At 48.3% G+C, this 22,806-nt stretch carries 20 protein-coding genes; 8 read left to right on the top strand and 12 right to left on the bottom strand.

All coding sequences use genetic code 11. The annotated features are described in order from the left end of the window. Positions 1 to 5 precede the first annotated feature (5 nt). The 6 genes from ACOMG9_RS02280 to ACOMG9_RS02255 form a co-directional block, all read right to left on the bottom strand. Entirely contained in the window at positions 6 to 1,385 is a 1,380-nt protein-coding gene (locus ACOMG9_RS02280) for a hypothetical protein (protein WP_448215595.1), read from the bottom strand. Positions 1,386 to 1,539: 154 nt separating this feature from the next. Beyond that, a complete protein-coding gene (locus ACOMG9_RS02275) occupies positions 1,540 to 2,157 on the bottom strand; it encodes a LysE/ArgO family amino acid transporter (protein WP_422136715.1) in 618 nt (205 codons plus the stop codon). A gap of 210 nt (positions 2,158 to 2,367) precedes the next feature. Beyond that, positions 2,368 to 3,210 carry a DUF547 domain-containing protein gene (locus ACOMG9_RS02270; RefSeq protein ID WP_448215594.1) on the bottom strand — a complete coding sequence of 281 codons (843 nt, stop codon included), beginning with the start codon at positions 3,208 to 3,210 and terminating at the stop codon, positions 2,368 to 2,370. 444 nt (positions 3,211 to 3,654) lie between these two features. Further along, positions 3,655 to 4,239 carry a 5-formyltetrahydrofolate cyclo-ligase gene (locus ACOMG9_RS02265; RefSeq protein ID WP_422136713.1) on the bottom strand — a complete coding sequence of 195 codons (585 nt, stop codon included), beginning with the start codon at positions 4,237 to 4,239 and terminating at the stop codon, positions 3,655 to 3,657. 376 nt (positions 4,240 to 4,615) lie between these two features. Next, positions 4,616 to 5,230 carry a single-stranded DNA-binding protein gene (ssb, locus tag ACOMG9_RS02260; RefSeq protein WP_448215593.1) on the bottom strand — a complete coding sequence of 205 codons (615 nt, stop codon included), beginning with the start codon at positions 5,228 to 5,230 and terminating at the stop codon, positions 4,616 to 4,618. 90 nt (positions 5,231 to 5,320) lie between these two features. Then, on the bottom strand, positions 5,321 to 6,661 hold the full coding sequence (locus ACOMG9_RS02255) for an MFS transporter (protein WP_448215592.1): 1,341 nt from the start codon (positions 6,659 to 6,661) through the stop codon (positions 5,321 to 5,323). 267 nt (positions 6,662 to 6,928) lie between these two features. Between ACOMG9_RS02255 and ACOMG9_RS02250 the strand changes: the two genes are divergently transcribed. Then, on the top strand, positions 6,929 to 7,879 hold the full coding sequence (locus ACOMG9_RS02250; RefSeq protein WP_448215591.1) for a hypothetical protein: 951 nt from the start codon (positions 6,929 to 6,931) through the stop codon (positions 7,877 to 7,879). Positions 7,880 to 8,001: 122 nt separating this feature from the next. Here ACOMG9_RS02250 and ACOMG9_RS02245 read toward each other — a convergent pair whose 3' ends face one another. Next, the gene (locus ACOMG9_RS02245) at positions 8,002 to 8,757 is read right to left on the bottom strand and encodes an SDR family NAD(P)-dependent oxidoreductase (RefSeq protein WP_422137065.1); all 756 of its coding nucleotides are present in this window, start codon (positions 8,755 to 8,757) and stop codon (positions 8,002 to 8,004) included. A 13-nt stretch (positions 8,758 to 8,770) separates the two neighbouring features. Then, positions 8,771 to 9,592 (bottom strand): TSUP family transporter, encoded by an 822-nt coding sequence (locus ACOMG9_RS02240; protein WP_448215590.1) that lies wholly within the window; start codon positions 9,590 to 9,592, stop codon positions 8,771 to 8,773. A gap of 239 nt (positions 9,593 to 9,831) precedes the next feature. On the opposite strand from ACOMG9_RS02240, the gene ACOMG9_RS02235 reads away from it, so the two are divergent. Continuing rightward, complete coding sequence (locus ACOMG9_RS02235; protein ID WP_448215589.1) at positions 9,832 to 11,145, top strand: aspartate aminotransferase family protein; 1,314 nt, start codon at positions 9,832 to 9,834, stop codon at positions 11,143 to 11,145. Positions 11,146 to 11,217: 72 nt separating this feature from the next. Here ACOMG9_RS02235 and pdxR read toward each other — a convergent pair whose 3' ends face one another. Beyond that, positions 11,218 to 12,738: a MocR-like pyridoxine biosynthesis transcription factor PdxR gene (gene pdxR / locus ACOMG9_RS02230; RefSeq protein ID WP_448215588.1), complete on the bottom strand. Its 1,521-nt coding sequence runs from the start codon at positions 12,736 to 12,738 to the stop codon at positions 11,218 to 11,220. 165 nt (positions 12,739 to 12,903) lie between these two features. Here pdxR and ACOMG9_RS02225 point away from each other — a divergent pair, with 165 nt between their 5' ends. The 4 genes from ACOMG9_RS02225 (at position 12,904) to ACOMG9_RS02210 (ending at position 16,058) form a co-directional block, all read left to right on the top strand. Continuing rightward, on the top strand, positions 12,904 to 13,767 hold the full coding sequence (locus ACOMG9_RS02225) for a transporter substrate-binding domain-containing protein (protein WP_448215587.1): 864 nt from the start codon (positions 12,904 to 12,906) through the stop codon (positions 13,765 to 13,767). Positions 13,768 to 13,876: 109 nt separating this feature from the next. Further along, positions 13,877 to 14,518 (top strand): amino acid ABC transporter permease, encoded by a 642-nt coding sequence (locus tag ACOMG9_RS02220; RefSeq protein ID WP_422473634.1) that lies wholly within the window; start codon positions 13,877 to 13,879, stop codon positions 14,516 to 14,518. A 15-nt stretch (positions 14,519 to 14,533) separates the two neighbouring features. Continuing rightward, positions 14,534 to 15,199 carry an amino acid ABC transporter permease gene (locus ACOMG9_RS02215; RefSeq protein WP_448215586.1) on the top strand — a complete coding sequence of 222 codons (666 nt, stop codon included), beginning with the start codon at positions 14,534 to 14,536 and terminating at the stop codon, positions 15,197 to 15,199. Further along, positions 15,192 to 16,058 (top strand): amino acid ABC transporter ATP-binding protein, encoded by an 867-nt coding sequence (locus ACOMG9_RS02210; protein ID WP_448215585.1) that lies wholly within the window; start codon positions 15,192 to 15,194, stop codon positions 16,056 to 16,058. Before ACOMG9_RS02215 ends, ACOMG9_RS02210 begins: the two co-directional genes overlap by 8 nt. Positions 16,059 to 16,167: 109 nt before the next feature. Here ACOMG9_RS02210 and ACOMG9_RS02205 read toward each other — a convergent pair whose 3' ends face one another. Further along, positions 16,168 to 16,887 carry a riboflavin synthase subunit alpha gene (locus ACOMG9_RS02205; protein WP_422136702.1) on the bottom strand — a complete coding sequence of 240 codons (720 nt, stop codon included), beginning with the start codon at positions 16,885 to 16,887 and terminating at the stop codon, positions 16,168 to 16,170. 277 nt (positions 16,888 to 17,164) lie between these two features. On the opposite strand from ACOMG9_RS02205, the gene uvrA reads away from it, so the two are divergent. Together uvrA and ACOMG9_RS02195 are read left to right on the top strand one after the other, a co-directional pair. Next, a complete protein-coding gene (uvrA, locus tag ACOMG9_RS02200) occupies positions 17,165 to 19,999 on the top strand; it encodes an excinuclease ABC subunit UvrA (RefSeq protein ID WP_448215584.1) in 2,835 nt (944 codons plus the stop codon). 236 nt (positions 20,000 to 20,235) lie between these two features. After that, the gene (locus ACOMG9_RS02195) at positions 20,236 to 20,679 is read left to right on the top strand and encodes a bactofilin family protein (RefSeq protein WP_422136700.1); all 444 of its coding nucleotides are present in this window, start codon (positions 20,236 to 20,238) and stop codon (positions 20,677 to 20,679) included. Between the two features lie 248 nt (positions 20,680 to 20,927). On the opposite strand, the gene ACOMG9_RS02190 is transcribed toward ACOMG9_RS02195, so the two are convergent. Together ACOMG9_RS02190 and rplQ are read right to left on the bottom strand one after the other, a co-directional pair. Beyond that, positions 20,928 to 22,226: an amino acid permease gene (locus ACOMG9_RS02190; protein WP_448215583.1), complete on the bottom strand. Its 1,299-nt coding sequence runs from the start codon at positions 22,224 to 22,226 to the stop codon at positions 20,928 to 20,930. Between the two features lie 165 nt (positions 22,227 to 22,391). After that, entirely contained in the window at positions 22,392 to 22,778 is a 387-nt protein-coding gene (rplQ, locus tag ACOMG9_RS02185; RefSeq protein ID WP_317143661.1) for a 50S ribosomal protein L17, read from the bottom strand. Between the last annotated feature and the right edge of the window lie 28 nt (positions 22,779 to 22,806).

The raw sequence follows: 22,806 nt of genomic DNA, 5'->3' as shown, positions 1-22,806 counted from the left end.
GGCATCTATTCCTGGCCAAGCTCCAAATTGCCCTCCTTGTAGACATACTTCCCGGCCAGCTTGATGCCCGCTTTCGCCAGAAGCTGACGGTATTCCAAAGGTTTCAACCAGACAATCCGCTTAAAATCCTCCTCGCCCAGAATCTCATCAAGTGCCTCTTTCATCCGCACAGTCTGACCCAACGGAAACTCTCCTACCATCAACAGAGGCAAATTGGCGCCTTCCTTGTCCTTGCCAATTCCCAGTTCACCCAGCCCGTCTACCACTCTTTTGATGGCTGGAATAAAGGTATCCCTGGCACATCGGGTTAATGCGTTTTGACCGGCATACCAGTCTTTTTCATTGACACCCTCTGGCACTGTATTCTGTTGCAGCACCCAGAAGCCGACATAGCCGGCTTCATTTTTCTTATCTTTCAAGCGAACAAACAGGTGATTAAACTTTCTGGTTGGCAGGGTGGTATTCAATCGCTCCTGTTCCTTTTTGCTATAGCCCAGAACAGGATAGGCCAGATAATCACCTTTAGGTGCCCGTCCATAAACGTCAACGGTTGGCATAGCATTCATGGCTTTCAGAACCGGTACATGTTTCAAATCCAGTGTGTCAAAATCACTGGCTGTGCAGGCTGCTGGCAGCTGATCGAGGAAGAACACCTGGATAGCTACGCCATACTCATAACCCCCACCCTCACTGTCGTAGCTCACCCGATCATAGCGCATAACACCATCCCGAATTTTGTAACCAATGGCGTAGGTGGTCAGTTGAATAAAATCCAGATCCCTTAGCTCTGTCTTTTCACCCACTTTCTGTCTGGCCAGTTTCGCCATCAGACGGGTATCTGAATCCATTTGTAAATGCTTATCGGGGGGCATCTTGAAGTGACGAAGCTTCAGAACTTCTTCCATGTTCTCGCGAATGTACTGCTCTTTCAGAACTAACCTGCCACCGACCACAACGGCTCTTTTGTGATGGTCATTATATCCGGCAATACCGACGTAAACGGCATCAAGCCCGATTTCGTCGTCATCTTTCAGCTCAGGCCAGTGGAAGCGAGCCGATTTCCTGAGATTATCAAGAGCATTAGCGAACAGAACTGTTTCCGAGTCACGGAACGCCAGATTGCCCGGATGACCCATACCGGTGAGTGAAGCCTCATAAAAGTCTTCTTTACCAGATGACTGGCTGTAACTGACATGGACCGGAGAGGCCACAGAGCTGGCCAGTACCTTCTCTGGATTATTTGCCGAAGCCAGCACCATGTTGACCTCGGCATTGCTTTCATAGACCACCAGCACCAGATTGTCTGAATAGGTCTTGGCAAAGGATAATGAAGAGAACAAACTGAGAGAGATCAAGACAACACTGCCTATAAGTCTGAGCTTCATCGGATCAACCCCTTTCTTAGCAAACCTTACAGCAGGGACACTGCTGTATCAGCGAACCGCAGCACTTCTGTGCAAACGTCATTAAAAAAAGCACCTGATCATCAAAATAGCCAATGAAATGAAACCCGGAAGCATAATTGTTTAGACAGAAACGTTATAAAATATTGGTCAGATCCATTTGCAGCAGACTGAGGGCAATGCTGAACATGATCAGACAAATCACCAGATCAATGATTTTCCATGCTTTTGGACGGGCTAACAGGGGTGCCAGCTTCACAGCACCAAACCCAAGACCATAGAACCAGATAAGCGATGCGGTGATAGCTCCCAGTACAAAATAACCACGCTGATCACCGTATTGAGCACCAATACTGCCCAACAAAATGACCGTATCAAGATAAACGTGCGGATTCAGCAGAGTGACCGCCAGAGTCGAAAACACAATACCCCGAATAGACTTTTGCACCTGCCCTTCTGCTTTGAGTTGCCCGGTTTTGAAACTACGCTTCAGTGACATCAGGCCAAATCCAGTCAAATAAGCAACACCCGCCCAGCGGGCTACTTCAAGCAGTGTGTTATTACTTTGGATAAGTGTACCAAGACCCATGACACCGGCCAGTATCAATAAGGCATCGCAGACCGCACAAATTGTGGCAACCAGGATAGGTGACTCTCGACGTAAGCCCTGAGCCAGCAAAAATGCATTCTGACTGCCAATAGCTATGATCAAGCCGCCGCTTAATAGCAACCCATTCAGATAAATTTCCAGCATTGCCTACTTTCTTTTAAAGCGCGTTAAGTACCTAACCAGTTGGTTTCGCATATTCTGGACGGCGGCTTTTTCCATCCTTCTGCGTTCCAACTCTGGTTGCGTAGCTATGGCTACGCGCCCGTCGTTGCGCCTTGAAGGATGAAAAAATCCACTCGCCAGAATATGCGAAACCAACTGGCCAGGTACTTGTACATTCAACAGAGCGACCCACTATGGCCCATTCAAACCCCAATCATAGTGATGATCTAAATCCCCTTTGTACTGCTGAAGCCTGGTGCGCAGATCAGGTTTGGCGTATTTCACCAAGTGGGCGATCAAAGATTGGTCATTCCCACCGAAGTCGACTTTATACCAATGATAGATACTTGAGACGAGCAGTTCGCCATCGTCAAAGGTCACGCCGCGTTCGTGGTTGACGTAATCGGTTGCGGCGGCTTCAAGCAGTGTTTCTGTGTTTTCTGAGGTGAAAGCTTTTGCGGCAATATTCGGGCAACTGTAGCTGGCGCAGTTGACAGCGTAATGGATGCGTGCGTCGCTCCAGATGGGTCTCAGGATATTGTGCTCAATGTTGTTGAGCGTGAGTTTTTTACCTTGAATTTGGGTGATATCGTCGTTCCAGGGGCCAAAGCCGAAGAAACTTTTGCCAAGCTCAGTAATACTATCCACGGGGTAGTTTTCAAGAATCAATTCCACCGTGAGCGCATTGTAGAGGTTCACCCAGTAAGCGAACTGCTCTTGCTTTGAATAGCTGCGGGGGTCAAGCGCGGTCATTTTTTTCAGGTAGTTTTGCAACCGCGATCTGTCGGCTTTGGAGACTTTGCCGTAATTGAACAGGTTCACGCCGGAGGCATGTTTGTTGTCCAGGTATGTGTCGAGGGTATGTTGCCAGTCGCTGTGATCGATGACAGCTTTATTGCTTTCGTCGCTTTTATTCCAGAAAGGAATCAACTCAGATTCAGGGGCCGCATGCACGACACTGACGCTCATGAGCAAGCCAAGAAAGCCGAACAAACTCAGCAAAACGAGCTTGGTAGATTGGGTAAAAAATTTCATTGAGATGCTCCTTTTGCCTCAGCATAACATTTGATTTATCAGGCGGACAAAACCCTCACTCGCGCCATTATAAAGTGGTGAATAACAACTCAGTGTCACGCAGTGCTCCGAAGGTCTGCCCATGGCAATGAAGCCCCTGTCTATCATTCGCTTGCAGTTAACACCTCTTTATGCGAAATTCACCAACGCTTGAAAAAAGCAATTGATGCCCGTAGCGATTAAAATAAGAGTCGCTTTTGATGGCAAATCAATGACTGGCTGGCTTCCCCGTGTTCAAGACGGCCATGAATAATAATTAAAATAAAGTGGAGTTCTGAAGAAAATGGTTAACCCAAAACCCAGTTCAATCAGCCTTTTATTAGCTGTCTTTATCGTCGCCGTGTTAACAACAGCAGCGACTTCGACTCTGATCTGACAAGCTGATGGCGTAGGCCAGGGAGTGGCTTACTGAACTTTCTCACCATATAGCTGCTTTTCTGTTGCAATACTCTTCATTGGAACATCCCAGTCCGCCGCCGGAATTGAACTGACTTTCTGACACTCATGCGCTAACCCCATCAGTATCGGTTTACTGCGGTTTTCCAGAAAGGCAAAAGTCCGGTCGTAATAACCCGCTCCCATGCCAAGACGATTGCCCTGCTCATCAAACCCGGTGAGCGGCATAAGCACCAGATCCAGTGCTTCTGCCTTAACGGTTTTTTCAAGATCCAGTTCCGGTTCGGCAATCCCGTAACGGTTCTCTACCATCCGGGTATTGGGTCTGTAGAGCTGGAAATACATCTTTTCAGGCTGCTCCTGATCCAGAACCGGAAGATAGCAGAACTTATCCTGCTCCCAGATCGCTTCGGCGATAAATCCGGGATCAATTTCACCATCATTAGCCAGATACAGAGCGATATGCTGACTGTGCCGAAAAGCCTCACTGTTACACACGACAGAGGATAATTTCTTTGCCGCAGTAAGTTGCTGTTCAGCCGACAGGGATTGACGATTGCTTCGTAACTGCTTGCGCAGGCTGGCTCGATCCATCTGAGATGACACCCGACATTGTTCTGTTGGAGCAATATTGTCTACTGCTGAAAGGAAATACTCAATGATTGAAATGGATGATGCCTGTCAGACATCGGCGACTGCCTCTCCAGAAAAGGCAAAAGGCCGCTGATTTCAGCGGCCTTTTGCTATGTTCAGTTCCTGACTAGCAGCCTGTCGGACTTAAGCGTCCGTAGCGAGGATTGCAAGAAATTGAGGATAAAAATCTCTGTTTCTGAGGAGAATAGCGAGCTATTTGACGAAGAAACAGAGATTTTTAGACCAATTTATTGCAACCGCACGACTGCATGGATGCAGGAGCTAGAGCAACGCAGGAGCAGTTGCCGCGTAGGACAGTCTTAAGTCCGACAGGCTGCTAGAACGGAATATCATCATCAAAGTCGTCAAAGCCACCTGCTGGCGCAGTCTGAGGCTGTTGCTGAGGTTGCTGCTGCGGAGCAGGACGCTGTTGAGGCTGATGTTGCTGAGGCTGATGCTGATGCTGCGGCTGCTGTGGAGCGGCTGCAGGCGCCTGCTGTTGCATCGGCTGCTGGGGTGCATTGTATTGTTGCTGAGGAGCAGGCTGTTGTGCAGCTCTTGGCTGGAATTCGCCACCACCCGCAGGCATAGCCATTCCGTCCTGACGGCCATCCAGCATTTGCAGCTGGCCACTGAAACCGTCAACAACAACTTCTGTCGTGTACTTATCCTGCCCGGACTGATCCTGCCACTTACGGGTCTGCAGTTTACCTTCAATGTACACCTTGGAACCCTTGCGCAGGTATTGCTGAGCAATTTCAGCCAGCTTGCCGAAAATGACCACCCGGTGCCATTCGGTTTTTTCCTGTGGCTGGCCGGTGTTACGATCTTTCCAGGACTCACTGGTCGCAACACTCAGGTTGGCTACAGCGCTGCCATTCGGGGTAAAGCGGACATCCGGATCATTGCCCAGGTTGCCGATCAGAATGACCTTGTTAACACCTCGTGCCATCAGTTTCTCCAGTAATTTTTAACATGAACCCTTTTCATCCTCACAGGAATGAAAAAAGGCTCCTGGTTGTCGCTTTCTCATTCATTTATGTCAGCACTCACCGTATTGGCGCAGCGCGGTCATATCCACTATTTTTCTGTCCACCTTCAGATAGGCGGTTCTCTCACTGTCCAGGACAGTCACTTCCTCAACCCCGGGAATAATGGCCAGTTCCCTGCCAATAGCACGGGCATCCAGGCTCATGGAGGAGTCGAGGGCCATCACCATACTGCTGACATAAGGAGGTTGTTTCATGGTAACAGACAATAACCACCAGAGTGCAGTAGGGATTGCACAAACCATCATGACACCGGTCGCTCCCCAGTACTGAAAGGCGAGTCCACCAAGGCTTCCACCCAGAGCAGCCCCCAGAAACTGACTGGTTGAATATACGCCCATGGAGGTTCCCCGGGTGCCTGCCGACGATAATTTACTGACCAGAGAAGGTAGTGTAGCTTCCAGAAAATTGAATGCAGCAAAAAACAGGAATATTCCCAGCAAAACACTTTCGGCACGCCACATACCGGCAATGGCTGCCAGCAGGACAGTGACAGCGCCAACAAAGCACTGTTTCAGGCGACGTTTGGCTTCACTGAAAATAATCACCGGTACAATCATCACAAAAGAGACCGAGAGTGCCACCACGTAAATCCAGCCATGATTTTCCCGGGCCATCCCAAGGGTGTCTTCCAGCATCTGCGGCAGGAATACGAACAGGGCCATCAAGGTGAAATGCAGGGTAAAGATACCGGCCATCAACCTGAGCATTTCCCGATTACCTATAACATTGCCCACATCTTTGATACTGACTTTGGTGTTCAGATCAGTCCGGGTCACTACCGGAGTTGGCACCAAGAACAATAGAATCAGAATGCTCAACCCGGCCATTACAGCATTACTGCCAAAAAGCCCCTCCAGCCCCCACCAGTCGGCAAAAAGAGGGCCCAGTAACATGGCGATGCAGAATGAGAATCCGATACTGATACCAAATACCGCCATGGCCCGGGTACGGTACTGCTCACGGGTCAAATCAGCCAGAAGTGCGGTGACAGCCCCGGATACCGCACCAGCACCCTGAAGAATCCGACCGAAAATGACTCCGTGAATAGAGTCGGCCTGAGCGGCAACCAGACTGCCCAGCATAAAGATCATCATACCGGCTATGATAACCGGCTTGCGCCCGAACCGGTCTGACATCCAGCCAAAGGGAATTTGCAGAGCCGCCTGGGTTAATCCATAAGCACCAATCGCAAAGCCGGCCAGGGCTGGAGTGGCCCCCTGCAGGTCTTCGGAATAAAGGACCAGAACAGGCAGTACCATAAACAGGCCAAACATCCTGAATACAAACACCAGTGACAGTGAGACCGTTGATTTCAGTTCCTGCGGAGACATTCCTGACTTCTTATATAACATTGCAAGCGGCTTATTTTATCAGGAAAAACTTTTGAAGAAAGGAGTCGCCGAAAGACAATATGCCCATTGGATTTAAAAATAGAAAAAAAACTTACATTTACCTGCAACTTCCCGAAAATCAGCTATTTTTAATCGTTCCGGTGGAATCATTACAACCATGAACAAGAACAACCATGAACAAGAAGTCTGCCAGACCTGAGGTCGCTTACAGGTAGCCCAAGCAATAAAAAAAGAGGATTGATCAACATGATATACCCTGCCCGACGCTTCGGTCATTTACCACTTTTCATGATGGCGGTAATTGCTTTCACATTGGCAACTCCCAAGCCAGCAGAGGCCGCTAACGACAGAACGCTTCGCTATGCGCTTCTTTCCTCTGGAGTGGTTTTTGTGGGCGGTTTGCTGCTGTTAATTGAGACTTCCTATTCAGGTGGTTCAAACTACTCCGAGGATGTTGAAAATCAGGAGCACTCGTTGCAATTGCCCGTCATCACCTACAAAAAGGAGGCGGCGTTAAAAAACCATCACTCCGTTGATGTCAGGCTTGCCCCTTCGGTAGACCCGAAAGGCGAAATAATCGAATTTAAAGGGACCCTCTTGCAACTGAAGGGCACAAAAAAAGCGGCTGTCTGTAACCCCATCCTGGAAGTCAAAGAGGTGAATAAAAACCTATTAAAAGATATTCACGACCAATGCAACGCCTGGTTCAGCAGAAACAATATGGTATTTCCCCATGAAGTCAGTGGTATTGATCTGGCAGAAGCCTTTAATGTTGCGCTTCCGGAAATGGTATACAGAGCCAACATTCTGACCCTCACTCCCTATCAGGTAGCGCTGAACCCCAATCACAAAGAAGCTACCAAAGAAGATATGAGTTATTTCAGCATAGCGATGAGCGACTTCGAGCCTAACCAGTACTTTAAAACCTGTTATCACTATCCAAGAAACGCCGGCATGAACCCTCCGATGATCGACTCTGCAGGCGAACTGGTTTTCAAACTGCCAAAACAGGGCGTTACTCATCTGCATCATGACGGACACAACGAGTATTTCATAGCGACTCGCCTGTCCAGCAGCCAGGCTAAATTTGCCTATGCCTGGAAGCTTGGCTCTCCCTGGCCACCTATGCCCAGACCAGTCAGATTAACTCCGGCAACCAAAGACATTCTGCCCATTCATGTCCTTGATCACGAGTAACCCGAAAACAAAGTCAGTTCAGGTTAGGAGAATGCACGGTATTGTCATAGACAGTCTTCAGCCCCCGATCATCAAGAAGGTGTCGCAAAAGCCTCATCAATATCGGGGGCTTTTTTATCCCCCTACTGATCACGGTCGATAGCAAATGGAGACCAGGCCTGACGTGTTGGCATCACCTCAACACGGTTGATATTGATGTGTTCCGGCAAGGTTGCGATGTAGAACATTTGCTCGGCAATATCTTCTGCGCTCAAAGGCGTGGTGCCACGGTACAGGTTATCAGATGCCTCCTGGTTTCCCTTGGTACGAACCAGGGTGAATTCGGTCTCTGCAATGCCTGGCGACAGGTCCGTAACACGCACACCTGTCCCCTGCAGATCACACCTCAGGTTATAACTGAACTGCTTAACAAATGCCTTACTTGCACCATAAACATGGCTTCCCGGATAGGGCCATTGACCTGCGATCGAACCTACATTGATGATAGTAGCGCCTGCCCCAGACTTGATTAAGGCAGGCAGCAGTGCATGCGTGACATTGACCAGGCCAGTAACGTTGGTGTCTATCATGGTATGCCAGTCATTAAGATCAACCTCGGGAGCTCCCTGGGGAGCCAGTGCCAGTCCTGCGTTGTTGACCAAAGCCGTTACTGCTGAAAATTCCTCTGGCAACGACGCTACTGCTTTCTTGACGGCTTCTGAATCGCGTACATCCAGCTGCATTACATGCACAGGAACATCCAGTGTCTCCCTGAGGTCCAAAAGTCTCTCTAAACGACGCCCCGAAAGAACCAGCGACCACCCCTCTTTGGCAAATCTGTGTGCAGCAGCTTTACCAAAACCAGAGGTCGCGCCAGTAATAAATGCGATTTTCTTCATCATGTTTTCCTTGTTAAATCATGATTGTGAGCAGTGCCAACATCATCAAAATGGGCGCTACCGTGTTTTTTGGTGATGAATCCGGGTATAAATCAAACAGCTTCTTTCCCAATAAACTGCCCAGCATGGCAACAGGAAAAAGAACCAGGCTGAACTGAACAGACCGGGCCGAGATAGCATCGACATAAAGCAAACCCAACAGTGATGTCGCTGAACTCAGGATAAAAAACAGTATTGCCGTTGCTCTGATTTCACTGGCCTTTAACGACAGGTTTAACAGATACAAAACCAGTGGTGGACCGCCCGCTGAAGCCGTTGTCATGCCAAAACCTGACAATGCACCAGCAAGCATGGCATAGCGATGGTTAAGCCAGGTGAACCGCAGATCAAACATGATCAAAGTACCGGCAATCAATGAGAAGCCTGCAATCATCATCTTCAGTTCATGTGCAGATATGACCGAAATAAACAAAAGCGAGACCGGTATTGCGCCTAGCATGCCCAGTGAAAGCATGGTCAGCAGACGTCGATTAACCTGCTTCCTGGCGCCCGGCAACAGACACAGACTACTGAGCAGATCGAGTGTCAGAGCAATAGCAATGGCATCAAAGGGGGAATAGACAAGACTCAGGCACAGGGCAGCGATAATGGCAAATCCAAAGCCACTGTAACCCCTTACCAACCCGGCAAACAAAACAAATACCGTTGCTAAGCCCATCATCAATTCCGTTAAACATTGCACATTGCTTTTGAAGGCCATCAATGTAATCAGCTCACGACCTATCCTATAGAGCCAGTTTTTCAGATTGTCTGAGTCAGTAGCGCCAACAGCCACCCTGACACAAGGCTTTTTTTAAACTGTCCCTACACCCTCTTTCACGTTTCTCGCCAAGATAACTGCAAATCACAAACGAAGACTCATACCCATCGTGCTTTCTAACTCCCGTGATGAGCATGGAGATTTGAGCCTTAAGACAAGGCGACGATCGCCAACGCAGGGTCAAGGCTCAAATCTTCAGCGCAATAGGGAGTTAGAAAGTTCGATGGCTACAATTCCCCCACTGGAGAATGAAAATGGATGTATTGGGATCAGATGTATCAAATCATCATGTCGTGGAATTGGATAAACACGTATTCCACTCTTGGTCGGTACAAGAGTCAGCAACACCGGTAGCCATTGCCGGTGCACAGGGATCTAGCCTTTGGGATTTCGAAGGAAAGCAGTATCTGGATTTTAGTAGCCAGTTGGTGAACACCAATATTGGGCATCAGCACCCAAAGGTGATCGATGCCATCAAGGCCCAGGCTGAATCCCTGGTGACCATAGCTCCGGCAACAGCAAACCTTGCCCGGGGTGAAGCAGCCAGACGCATCCTGGATAGAGCACCGGCTAACTTCAATAAGGTGTTTTTTACCAACGCTGGTGCTGATGCCAATGAAAATGCGATTCGCATGGCAAGACAATTTACGGGTCGTGACAAGGTACTTTCTGCCTACCGCTCATACCATGGCAATACCGGCTCAGCGATCGCTGCCACAGGTGATTTTCGTCGTGTACCCAATGAGTACAGTCGTGGGCATGTGCACTTTTTTAACCCTTATCTTTATCGCACCGAGTTCAACGCAAAGACGCAGGAACAGGAGTGCGAGCGAGCTCTGCAGCACCTGAAACGAGTGATTGAATGTGAAGGACCAGATGCCATTGCCGCCATTCTTCTGGAGACAATCCCGGGCACAGCAGGCTTTCTTCTTCCACCAGAAGGCTATCTCCAAGGGGTTAGAGATCTGGCCACAGAACATGGTATACAACTGATCTTTGACGAAGTGATGGTGGGATTTGGTCGCACCGGCCGCTGGTTTGCTTATGAGCACTTTAACGTTATTCCGGATCTGATCACCTTTGCCAAAGGGGTTAACTCAGGCTACGTTCCAGCTGGCGGCGTTGTTGTAAGCGAGCCAATATCCGAGTATTTCAAGAGCCACTTCTTTATGGGCGGCCTCACCTATTCTGGCCACCCACTGGCCATGTCCGCCATTGTCGCAACTCTGGATGCAATGGAAGAGGAAGGCATTGTTCGCTATGCCGATGAGGTAGGAAACACGGTTTTGGGACCCGCACTAATCGACCTGATGGAAAAACACAACAGCATTGGCGACATTCGTGGCAAGGGCATGTTCTGGGCTCTGGAGCTGGTCGAAGACAGGACAACACGAGAGCCTTTAAGCAATGAGAAAATGGCCTCCATTAAAGCCAGATTAACCGACAAGGGCCTACTTTCTTTTATAGTGAACAACCGTATTCACGTAGCGCCGCCTCTTATCATTAAACCCAATGAGATTGCCCAGGGTGTGGCCATTATTAGCCAGGTACTCTCGGACTTTGATTAAAGCCTGAACAAAAAACGCCAGGACAATGGTCTTGGCGTTGACACCTCGAAAAGGAAAAAATCTATATAAAGCCTAACCTTCCAGGGCGCTTGCCAGTTGTTCAACCCCGGGGGTAATGAGCGCCTTATCGATGGCATGAAAGCCAAGCCTGAAAAAACTATTGGTTTCAGGGTTAGCTTGTTCCTGCCCCATGAAATGCGAATATCCTGTTTCTATCAGAACCCCCCGTTGAGATGCTCTGGACGCCAGTCGCTGACTGCTTATTCGGTCGGGTGTTTCTAACCACAACGCATTGCAATAGTTACCCTTGGCCAATCGCTTACAATCGGGAAGATAGCGCTGAACCGCTTCATTAATCTCGTGCCAGCGCTGGCGTGTATTGTCTTTGAAACGTCGCAGGAAGCTATCGTAATAACCCTGTGAGATAAAATGCGCCATTTCCATTTGCACCCGGCTTGGCGGGTGGCGATACATTAAACGACGCAGTGTTCGTAACTCATAGATCAACTCTTCCGGAGCAACGATATAACCAAGGCGTAGACCAGGTGCCAATGTTTTGGAAAAACTACTGACATAGACAACACGGTTGTCTTTGTCCAATGCCTTTAGTGCAGGCAAGGGGTTCCATTCGGAGTTGCTGTCTGAGTCGTAATCATCTTCTATAATGATGGCGTCACTCTTTTGCGCTAATTGCAAAAGGTCATGTCGGCGTTGCTTACTCATGGTCACACCCGTTGGAGCCTGATGACTCGGTGTAACGTAGAAATAATCACACTTGGATGACAGCTCGTTAAGCACCAGCCCGCTCTGGTCAACAGTGTGCGGATGAAGCTGTGCCCGGGCCAAACTAAAAATATTGTTAGCTTCTTTATAGCCAGGGTTTTCCACCCCTACTCGAGTGTGTTTATCCATTAACATCCTGGATAGCAAATAGAGCGCGTTCTGTGAGCCAACGGTAATGAGAATCTCATCGCTCCTGGCGTGAATGCCCCGCTGTGGGAGTACCCGGGTCCGGATCTGCTCTACCAATAACTCTACATCCTTATCAACTTTGTCACACAGCCAGCTATGATCTTTCGGGTCTGCTATCACCTTACGAGTGGATTCTCGCCACTGCGCCAGAGGAAAATCTTGAATGCTTGGTTGCCCATAGATAAAGGGATATTGATAACAGCTCCAGTGGGAGGGTTTGACTATACGGGGGAAAGCATCTGTAGAAACCTTGAATCGACGGCTCCAGTTTGCGGCATTGGCAGGGTTGCCTGCCTCAAAATGGTTCAACTCCTGTTCCACCTCTTCAAGTCTTGCGGAGTATTTTTCCGACAGGTAATAACCGCTTCTTGGCTTACTTATCAGGTAACCGTCATCTGACAGTGCTTCGTAGACCAGTGACACAGTATTGCGTGACACCTTCAATTGACTTGAAAGCTTACGGCAGGAAGGCAGCGCCTCATCGGCAGAGAACACACCTTCGAGTATTGCTTTAACAAGATACTCTCTTACCTGCTCCTGCAAACTTCTCTTCGAATCAAACTCAATGAAACAGCTGTAATTTATCCCCATGGAGTCAACCTTTTGGATATTTTTATTCATTGCATTCGATTCACCACAGCAAAAAGCAAGCCAATATACTTAATTAGTCGTATTTATCTTATATTCTAACCACTGTCCCAATCAGCACGGAAAATTGGCTCTAACCCAACTATCTATCTCATCTCTAAAGTGAAGGCGTTCACAAATCACAGCAAGTAACGAATTATGAGACATGGAATAAAACTTAGAAAATGGGTAGCCGTTGCCGCAGCAACGATGACTATAGGCATGTCCAGTATGGTTGTTGCCGATGAGTCGCCTTCTTTTGCCAGCAAGGGAATAAAGGTTGCGACAGAGGATAACTACTCTCCGTTCAACTTTATCGATAAAGGCAAGCCAACCGGGATAAATAAAGATCTTCTGGATGAACTGCGCGACTACTCCGACTTTAAAGTAAAGCAGGAGATTCTGCCCTGGACAGGTCTTCTGGCATCCGTTTCCGCAGGTCAGTATGACCTTGCCCTTACCGGTGCAATCATTACTGACGCTCGCCTCAAAGCATTCGATTTCACCCCACCCATCGCCTCCGCACAGCACTATTTCGTCGCCCGGGCAAAAGACGACAGCGTAAACACGATTGCAGATCTGGATGGAAAAACAGTTGGCTTGCAGGCAGGCAGCGCACTACTGGAAAGGCTTCCCGAATTGAAAACCATGCTTGAAGCCCAGGATAAGAAACTAGGAAAAGTGGTTGAGTATCAATCATACCCTGAAGCCTACGCCGACCTGGCAAATGGTCGCATCGATTACGTGATCAACAGTATCGTCAATATAAATGAGTTGGTAAAAACCAAGCCCAAGGTATTCAAGAAAGGTGAAGCTGTATCTGGACCCGGCTTTGTAAGCTGGCCTGTACCCAAAGACAACCCTGAACTGCTGGCCTATCTGACAGACTTCTTTGCACACTTAAAAGAGACAGGTCGTATGGCTGAGTTGCAGGAAAAATGGTTCGGTGAATCCTTTGATGAACTGCCAACCAACGCCATCGTTTCAGTTGAACAGTACCATAAATTGACTGCAGTCCAGTAAACCACTCCTCATAGTTCAGTAATGACCAGGGCTTAAAAACGACTACTCCTATCGCCCTGGTCTTACTTAAAAAATCAACGTTAACACTGCTGCAGACAGGTAGGTATTTATGGATCACTACGGATGGATGCAATTGCTTCAGGGGGCATGGACCACGGCATGGATATCAATGGTATCCATCGCCCTGGGGGTGGTTTTCGGGCTCGTGATAGCGCTTATTCGCATGGCGAAACTGCCAATTGTCGATCAGATATTAGGTGTCTATGTCAGCTGGGCAAGAGCCACACCACTGGTGACATTAGCCTTGTTCATCTTCCTCTCTTTTCCGTCTTTTGGCATCAATCTCGATAAACACTTCTCAGCCATCTTGTGTTTAACCCTGAATACCTCTGCCTTTAATGCCGAGATCTGGAGAAATGCATTCCTTAACTTCTCCAGTGGGCAGAAAGAGGCCGCTGAAGCTCTGGGTATGCGACGACTGACCTATTTTAGGCGCATCATGTTCCCTCAAATGGTGGTCATGAGCCTGCCCGCACTGGTCAACGAGATGTCTTTCTTAATCAAAGGCAGCCCGGCGATTGCCGTGATTGGCGTTGTTGATCTGACTCGTGTTACCAACCGAATCGCAGCCGTCACCTATGAACCTCTACTTCCTATTCTGTGTGCTGGCATTCTCTACATGTGCATCATAGGTGTGCTAATCAAATTACAACAAATGGCCGAGAAAAAAGCTAACTACCTGGCTGGCTGATAATAAGGAGTAATCATGGCTGAATGGGAAATAATCTGGCAGCAAAGAGACATCTTTATTTCAGGTTTTGGTAATACTTTTATACTGTTTTTTGCCGGATCAATCGCAAGTTTCATCCTGGGTGTGACCCTGCTCTACACCTTGGAAAATGGCTCAAAAGGTGTTAAAGGCAGCGTAATCCTGATCATCAATATGATGCGCACCCTGCCCTTCCTGATTTTGGCTTATCTGTTGTATTACGGGTTGCCAGAGGTCGGAATCCGCATGGATGCCTTTACTGCGGGGCTGATCTCTTTATGCCTTTATCATGGCACCTATTTCTGCGAGATCTTCAGAGGTATTCGCAAAGGACTGGATTCAGGCTTGACGGAAGCGGCCCAGGCTTGTGGCTTCTCCAGATTCAAGACCTTTACCCGCATTATCATGCCCAATGTGTTGTTTCGATCCGTACCGCTCATTGCCAATCAGCTGATCATCTGCCTGAAAGACACCGCCTTTCTGTGCATTATTACCGTTGGTGAGATCACAGCGGCCGCTAACAGTATTCAATCAACCTACTTTATTCCGCTTAACGCATTTATTGTGGCTATCGCCCTGTACTGGATTATCAGTATCGCCATCGAACAGGTCAGCAAAATCACACTTAATAAAGTTCAGGATAGAGGGCTAAGCCATGCTTAATGAAAAGATTCTCACCAAGCCAATTGAAACCCCGAAAACCACTCAGGAAAGCGCACCTGTGGTAGAACTGCCTGTCCAGTACCCAAAAACCGAATCCAATGCCCGGGATATTGTAAGGGTGGTTAACCTGTCCAAACAGTTTGATGGCATCGAGGTTCTGAGAGACATTAACCTCACCATCAAAAAGGGCGACGTTGTCAGTATTCTGGGTTCTTCCGGTTCAGGTAAGTCGACCCTGCTTCGTTGTATGAACTGGCTTGAACAACCGGAACGAGGCAGCATCCATTTGGGTGATGAGCGCATAGGTATCAATCCTGTTACCAGGAAACCCCTCAAATACAAAGAGCTCGCCAGGATTCGCGAGCGTATCGGTATGGTGTTTCAAAGCTTCAATCTCTGGCCTCATCTCACTGTGCTCAAGAATGTCATGGAAGCCCTGTTACATGTTAAGAAAATGCCAAAAGCGGAGGCGGAAAAAATCGCCAGAGTGCAGTTAGAAAAAGTTGGTATGTCCCATAAACTCGACAGCTATCCAAATATGCTATCGGGCGGTCAAAAACAGAGAGTCGCTATCGCCCGTGCACTGGCTATGGAACCAGAGGTTTTGCTGTTTGATGAACCCACCTCAGCCCTTGATCCTGAATTGGTTGATGAGGTTCTGACCGTGATGCAGGCGTTATCGAAAGAGGGTTACACCATGGTGGTGGTCACACACGAAATGGAGTTTGCCAGAAACGTTTCAAGCCAGGTGGTGTTCCTGGAGAAAGGTATTCTGATTGAAAAATGTCCGCCAGAGAAGTTCTTTACCAATCCGGATTCACCTCGGGTAAGACAGTTCTTGAAGCTCGATGGTGCCTGACTCAACTTCAGCACTGAGAACAGAAAGCCCTGGATTGCAGGGCTCTCTGGCTGCTGCAAATCACTGGCTCCCATGTTTTCAGGCCCTTTCCAGGTAGAAGTGAGCTGAATCAGCGCCGGACGTGATCTGTTTGCGCAAGGCTCGTGGTCAGTGACTCTGTTAAGTTAATATTTTTTTCTTCCATTAATGCTTCCAGTAAAGGATAAAGAGCGCCCAGTTGCTTTTCGAGCGTGTCTTTAATGGTGTCGACGATCACCTGCGTACCACGCTCAATTTCAATGTTGACCCAATCATCTGCTTTTTTAGCATTGAATGTTGTGACTCTTCGGGTCTCAGGAATCAGCCAGACTTCAAAACAGTCTTTCTTCTTGTCGACATCGGATAAGGTCAGGCTGCATCCATTAATCGCTATATACCCTTTAGGGAAAATGTATTGCCCCCATTCATTGCTGTATGCAAACCGCATACGGCAGTTTCCCTCGATCTCTTCAACTTCAAGAATCTGAGCCCGAAAGTCGATGTGTCCAGAAAGAGGGTGTCCGCCAATTTCCGCCCCATCCATTGCTGCTCGCTCGACATTCACGGCCTGACCAGTGACATGATCTCCTAATGTCGTTACACGTAAGCTTTGCAAAATAACATCAAATCTGGCCAGAGTCGGACTGATAATTTCTGTTACCGTAAGACAAACGCCGTCCACCGCAACACTGGCCCCTACATTCAGCCCCTGGCAAAAGCCTTCCGGGAACTCAATGTCAAAGGTTCGAATGCCATCGTGGTCATCCACACGGCCAATTTTGGCCATGCCTTGAACAATGCCTGTAAACATTCAAATTGCTCCATTACTTTCGAATTAGTGTCAGGGTATACGTGTGAGGACTGTCAGCAGGATCTTCAACGATGTTTCTTCAGGCGAACAATATAATATCTGCAGCCAAAATATCACACGATTTTAGCTTAAAGTGCTCTGGTTTAAACTCGTAAGGATAGAAAAAGCCACCGTCCAGACAGGTGAAACCAGCTAGCCATTTACTTAACATGGGTTTGCGCAAGCAAAGCCTATATAATTGCTCCTTTGCCTGACAGATGGTACTGAGGGACTGGCTTTGGACACAATCACCGTAAGGGGTGCAAGAACCCATAACCTGAAGAACATCGATCTCGATATGCCCCGGGACAGCCTGATTGTCATTACCGGTCTTTCCGGATCAGGAAAGTCGTCCCTGGCCTTCGATACCCTTTATGCCGAGGGTCAGCGTCGCTATGTGGAATCTCTGTCTGCCTATGCACGACAGTTTCTCTCGATGATGGAAAAGCCGGATGTCGACCACATCGAGGGTTTGTCTCCTGCCATTTCCATTGAGCAGAAGTCCACCAGCCATAACCCTCGTTCGACAGTCGGCACCATTACTGAAATATACGACTATCTTCGTTTGCTTTTTGCCAGAACCGGTACACCCCGCTGCCCTGAGCATCACTTACCCCTGGAAGCCCAGACCGTCAGCCAGATGGTGGATCAGGTACTGGCATTGCCAAAAGGTACCAAACTGATGTTGCTGGCACCTGTGGTCAGGGATCGAAAAGGTGAACACCTCCATGTCTTCAGCGAACTGAGAGCCCAGGGTTTTATTCGAGCCCGCATTGATGGCATTGTCACCGACCTCGATATCCCACCTGAGCTGGACAAAAAGAAGAAGCACACTATCGAAGTGGTGGTTGATCGCTTCAAGGTAAGAGAAGATCTGCAGTTGCGTCTGGCAGAATCTTTCGAAACAGCTCTGGAACTGACCGACGGGCTGGCAGCAGTCAGCTTTATGGACGCGGAGGAGCAGGACATTGTGTATTCAGCCCGCTTTGCCTGCCCATCTTGCGGCTACAGCATCAATGAACTGGAGCCCCGCATGTTCTCGTTCAATAACCCGGCGGGTGCCTGCACCACCTGTGATGGTCTGGGGGTCAAGCAGTTTTTTGATGAAGACCGTATTGTCCAGCACCCGGAATTAACCCTGGCGGAAGGCGCCATTCGTGGTTGGGATCGCCGCAGCGTCTATTACTTTCACCTCTTAAAGTCACTGGCTGTTCACTTCGGCTTTAATATTGATACCGCTTTTGATGATCTTACTGCTGAGCAACAGACGATTATTCTTCATGGCTCCGGCGAAGAGCAGATTGATTTCAGTTACGTCAACGATCGGGGCGATGTTTATAAAAAGCGCCATCGATTTGAAGGTATTATCCCCAACTTTGAACGCCGTTTCCGTGAGACAGAATCCCAGTCTGTGCGTGAAGAGCTTTCCAAGTATTTGAGTACCCAGCACTGCCCAAGCTGTAAAGGCACTCGTCTCCATCAGGAATCAAGACACGTCTTTATCGAAGATGAAACACTGCCCGATCTGGTGAAACTACCGGTAGAACGTGCGCTTGCTTATTTCGAACAACTCAGTCTTCCCGGCCAGAAAGGTGAGATTGCAGAAAAAATTCTGAAAGAGATCTGTGATCGTCTGAGCTTCCTGGTGAACGTGGGCCTTAACTACCTGACACTAGATCGCAGTGCGGATACCCTCTCAGGAGGTGAAGCCCAGCGCATTCGACTGGCCAGTCAGATTGGTGCTGGCCTGGTTGGCGTTATGTATATTCTGGACGAGCCCAGTATTGGTTTGCACCAGCGAGATAACGAACGTCTACTGAATACACTGACCCGTCTCCGCGACCTGGGTAATACAGTGATTGTTGTAGAACATGACGAGGACGCCATTCGCACTGCCGACCACGTGATTGATATCGGTCCGGGTGCCGGAGTTCATGGCGGTGAAATTATTGCCCAGGGCACACCTGCCCAGATTATGGACAACGAAAAATCGGTCACAGGCCAATATTTGACTGGCACTAAAAAAATCGCGATACCTGAACAGCGTACACCAGCGGATAAAAAGAAACGACTTAAACTCACGGGCTGCACCGGCAACAACCTGAAAAATGTCACCCTGGAAATCCCGGTGGGGCTGATGACCTGTGTAACAGGCGTTTCCGGCTCAGGAAAGTCCACCCTCATCAACAGTACTCTTTATCCTATTGCTGCCCAGGTCTTGAATGCTGCCACTACTTTAACGGCATCAAAGCACAGGAAAATCAGTGGTCTGGACCACTTCGATAAATGCATCGACATTGACCAAAGCCCTATTGGTCGGACTCCAAGGTCCAACCCAGCTACCTACACAGGCATTTTTACCGCGATTCGTGAACTGTTTGCCGGAACCCAGGAAGCCCGTTCCCGTGGCTACAAGCCCGGACGTTTCAGCTTTAACGTTAAAGGGGGTCGCTGTGAAGCCTGTCAGGGTGACGGTGTCATAAAGGTAGAGATGCATTTCCTGCCTGACATTTATGTGCCCTGTGACGTCTGTAAGGGCAAACGATACAACCGTGAAACGCTGGACGTTAAATACAAAGGCAAGAATATTCATGAAGTTCTGGAAATGACCGTCGAGGAAGCTCTGGAATACTTTGAACCGATTCCTGCTGTTAAACGTAAACTGCAAACTCTGATGGATGTTGGTTTGTCGTATATTCATCTGGGACAAAATGCTACCACACTCTCCGGCGGTGAGGCACAGCGGGTGAAACTGGCCAAGGAACTTTCCAAAAGGGATACCGGCAAGACCCTGTACATTCTTGATGAGCCAACTACAGGCCTGCACTTTCACGATATTGAACAGTTACTGGCAGTGTTGCACAGGCTAAGAGATCGCGGGAATACCGTGGTAGTGATTGAGCACAATCTCGATGTCATCAAAACAGCAGACTGGATCGTCGATCTGGGACCCGAGGGAGGTGATGGTGGAGGTCAGATCATTGCCGAGGGCACGCCTGAAGTTGTGGCTGACAACGAATTTTCCCATACCGGTCGCTTCCTGAAGCTGATGCTAAAGTCACCTGATCAATAACAGAGAACCAATATCAGCCCTGACGGGCTAATGGAATTCACTCCCGCCGGATTCGACGGGAGCACTCTTTCGGATATCGATAGCGTTTACAGATTGAAGCTGAAGGCGCAATGAAGGATGATTCCCCCCTTAAAGTTTTGCCTTGAAAAAGGGTCTTCCGTTTTCAGTCAGCTGGACGCATACCACTTTTTCTTTCGTTTCGGGCATCTCGGGTTAAGCACTCTAAGGAGTTCACTATGTGGGGCAAGAACAGCTCAGAAAACAGTTTGGTCAGCAGCACCAGAAATGATGACACCATCACTCTGATAGCTGCAGGCACAGAAGTTGAAGGAGACATCCGTTTCCGTGGCATCGTTCATGTTGAAGGTAAGATCAAGGGCAATGTCAGCTCCAACGATGGCAAACTTCAACTGATTGCCGGCAGTCGTGTAGAGGGTAATATTACTGCCGCCCAGATAGTCATTAATGGTCGTGTAACTGGCGACGTTTATGCTACTGAAAAGCTTGAGCTATCAGCCGAGGCCCATGTGGAAGGCAACGTATATTACGATGTGATGGAAATCGCGGCCGGAGCTGCCATAAATGGCAAGATGGAACGTATGCACAAAAGTGGCGAACTGTTGCCCAACCCCTCTGAAGAAGAAAATGAAGTCAAGGTCAAGAAACTTGGATCTACCTGATCCTCCGAGAGGAAGTACGAACCAATTTTTTATGGATAAACACCTACCTGAAAAGCAAAGTATTGATCCAGATCAATTCTATTGTAAGCGTTAATACGTACAGTACGAACCACAGGAGCAAGGGCAAATACACAATAAGAACGATTTCACAATAAGAAAAAATAATACAAGGGACCAAGTATAAAAATCATAACACTTGATATAGCCTGTTAGTATATAAAGCCAAGTTTGAGAGAACCTGGTTTTTTTTATTTTATTAGCTGTGAAACCAGAAATCCTGCCACTACAATCACACCAAAAATCACCACAAAAAAATCGTTCAAAGGCTTGCGATATCGTTTCAGAGCAGCAGACCTGTAGAGCCCTATGACCGGAATAAAGAACAGGATAATCGCCATCATGGGGGCTACTATGGCATCCATGATCATAAGAATACTCCAATCACCAACACCTGCAATCCAGCATCCCAGGGCCACCAGAAAAATACTCAAACGTCTGGGTCTGGCAGAAGGGGTTGTTAACTCACCCGGCCTGAACCGTTCCAGCCCCACACCAATAAAGCCATTAATCACTTCAATAGTGCCGAGAAAAAAACCATAGTAAGAAGTTAAAATCGCCACAAAAGCGATAACAGGTGCCAGACTGGAAAATAAACGATTACCGGGTTGATTAGCCAGGATGGAAAGAATTGGTAGATTTTGAGCTTTCGCAAGCTCAATCTGTTCTGGTGCCAGAGCCAATACGCACGAAAGCACGAAGAACAATGTGATAAGCAGTAAAACCAGAGAGCTTCTGAAGTGAATCTGGTCGGTCTTGGCGATGCACTGATGAAGCTCAGGCATTTGACGCCGGTACGATCGGGCAAAGGATGGACAAACAGCCGCATGGTAGAAAGAAAATACCAGCACGGGTAACGTCAGAAGAAAGGTTTTAACGATATCCACCATGGGCACTTCCTGACGGAGAAAATCCATTCGCCATTGAGGTATCAAATACAGACTTACGCACAGAAGCACCACAGTCAGAGGAAAAACCAGACTGCTGATCAGCTTCAACATTTTCTGCTCTGAGCCACTAAACAGCGCGATCATGCCCGTGACAAGCAAAAAAACAAGCAAAGGTCTGTTTATTAGGCCTTCCCATTTGAGCTGATTTAGCAGAAAACTCTCACTAACATTCGCAATGCCAATGGTATAAAGCAGCAGGACAGGAAACATCGACAAAAAACAGAGCAGCATCAACCACTGACCGACTTTATCACCAAAGTTCTCTCTAACAATACTGCTGATATCCCCATCAGGTTTCCGGGAAGACAAACAGAAACGGGTTAACCCTCTATGGGTGAGAAATATGATGGGACCACTGACCAGGGCCATGAAGAAAAGAGGCCATATACCACCACTGCCGGCGACTATGGGGAGGTAAAGCAACCCTGCACCTATGCCTGTACCTATGTGACTGAACATCCAACCTGTGTCCCTGGCGGTCCATTCTGATTTGGCGTATTTTTCTATGGAACGTTTTGCTTCAATACCCTGATTTGACATAGACCCCCCATTCGCAAAACTGCAATGCCTTTACAATTTAGACAATGAAAAGATGGCCTGGTTCCCCTGTGATTTTCTGCTGAATCGATTCAAAGTTGGCTTGTCATTAGGAGCCTCAAAAAAAACCGGACACAAGGTCCGGTTTTTTTTGAAGGAGTAAAAATCTTACTCTTCAGTAGCTTCCGCTTCAGCAGCTGGACGATCCAGCAGCTCGACGATAGCCATAGGTGCATTGTCACCCTTACGGAATCCGCACTTCAGGATGCGGATATAGCCACCTGGACGCTCTTTGAAGCGAGGGCCCAGTTCGGAGAACAGCTTGCCAACAGTCTCTTTGTTACGGAGACGATCAAACGCCAGACGACGGTTGGCTACGCTGTCTTCCTTAGCCAGGGTTATCAGCGGTTCTGCAACACGGCGCAGCTCTTTAGCCTTAGGCAGTGTTGTTTTGATTACTTCGTGCTCTACCAGGGAAGCAGTCATGTTCTTGAACATCGCCTTGCGATGTGAACTGTTCCGGTTGAGCTTGCGGCCACTCTTACGATGACGCATGGCACAAACTTCCTCATTCTACCATTTG

This window comes from Endozoicomonas sp. PH6C (assembly GCF_059322965.1).
The sequence above is the reverse complement of the archived record's forward strand: the minus strand, read 5'-3'. Positions and strand labels throughout refer to the sequence as shown.

What these genes read in the sequence shown, in the direction of transcription:
- rplQ (WP_317143661.1), bottom strand. Translation starts at nt 22,778, where the DNA reads ATGCGTCATCGTAAGAGTGGCCGCAAGCTCAACCGGAACAGTTCACAT.
- ACOMG9_RS02235 (WP_448215589.1), top strand. Translation starts at nt 9,832, where the DNA reads ATGGATGTATTGGGATCAGATGTATCAAATCATCATGTCGTGGAATTG.
- ACOMG9_RS02250 (WP_448215591.1), top strand. Translation starts at nt 6,929, where the DNA reads ATGATATACCCTGCCCGACGCTTCGGTCATTTACCACTTTTCATGATG.
- ACOMG9_RS02195 (WP_422136700.1), top strand. Translation starts at nt 20,236, where the DNA reads ATGTGGGGCAAGAACAGCTCAGAAAACAGTTTGGTCAGCAGCACCAGA.
- ACOMG9_RS02270 (WP_448215594.1), bottom strand. Translation starts at nt 3,210, where the DNA reads ATGAAATTTTTTACCCAATCTACCAAGCTCGTTTTGCTGAGTTTGTTC.
- pdxR (WP_448215588.1), bottom strand. Translation starts at nt 12,738, where the DNA reads ATGAATAAAAATATCCAAAAGGTTGACTCCATGGGGATAAATTACAGC.
- ACOMG9_RS02210 (WP_448215585.1), top strand. Translation starts at nt 15,192, where the DNA reads ATGCTTAATGAAAAGATTCTCACCAAGCCAATTGAAACCCCGAAAACC.
- ACOMG9_RS02225 (WP_448215587.1), top strand. Translation starts at nt 12,904, where the DNA reads ATGAGACATGGAATAAAACTTAGAAAATGGGTAGCCGTTGCCGCAGCA.
- ACOMG9_RS02280 (WP_448215595.1), bottom strand. Translation starts at nt 1,385, where the DNA reads ATGAAGCTCAGACTTATAGGCAGTGTTGTCTTGATCTCTCTCAGTTTG.
- ACOMG9_RS02265 (WP_422136713.1), bottom strand. Translation starts at nt 4,239, where the DNA reads ATGGATCGAGCCAGCCTGCGCAAGCAGTTACGAAGCAATCGTCAATCC.
- ACOMG9_RS02220 (WP_422473634.1), top strand. Translation starts at nt 13,877, where the DNA reads ATGGATCACTACGGATGGATGCAATTGCTTCAGGGGGCATGGACCACG.
- ACOMG9_RS02190 (WP_448215583.1), bottom strand. Translation starts at nt 22,226, where the DNA reads ATGTCAAATCAGGGTATTGAAGCAAAACGTTCCATAGAAAAATACGCC.
- ACOMG9_RS02275 (WP_422136715.1), bottom strand. Translation starts at nt 2,157, where the DNA reads ATGCTGGAAATTTATCTGAATGGGTTGCTATTAAGCGGCGGCTTGATC.
- ssb (WP_448215593.1), bottom strand. Translation starts at nt 5,230, where the DNA reads ATGGCACGAGGTGTTAACAAGGTCATTCTGATCGGCAACCTGGGCAAT.
- ACOMG9_RS02245 (WP_422137065.1), bottom strand. Translation starts at nt 8,757, where the DNA reads ATGAAGAAAATCGCATTTATTACTGGCGCGACCTCTGGTTTTGGTAAA.
- ACOMG9_RS02205 (WP_422136702.1), bottom strand. Translation starts at nt 16,887, where the DNA reads ATGTTTACAGGCATTGTTCAAGGCATGGCCAAAATTGGCCGTGTGGAT.
- ACOMG9_RS02215 (WP_448215586.1), top strand. Translation starts at nt 14,534, where the DNA reads ATGGCTGAATGGGAAATAATCTGGCAGCAAAGAGACATCTTTATTTCA.
- ACOMG9_RS02255 (WP_448215592.1), bottom strand. Translation starts at nt 6,661, where the DNA reads ATGTCTCCGCAGGAACTGAAATCAACGGTCTCACTGTCACTGGTGTTT.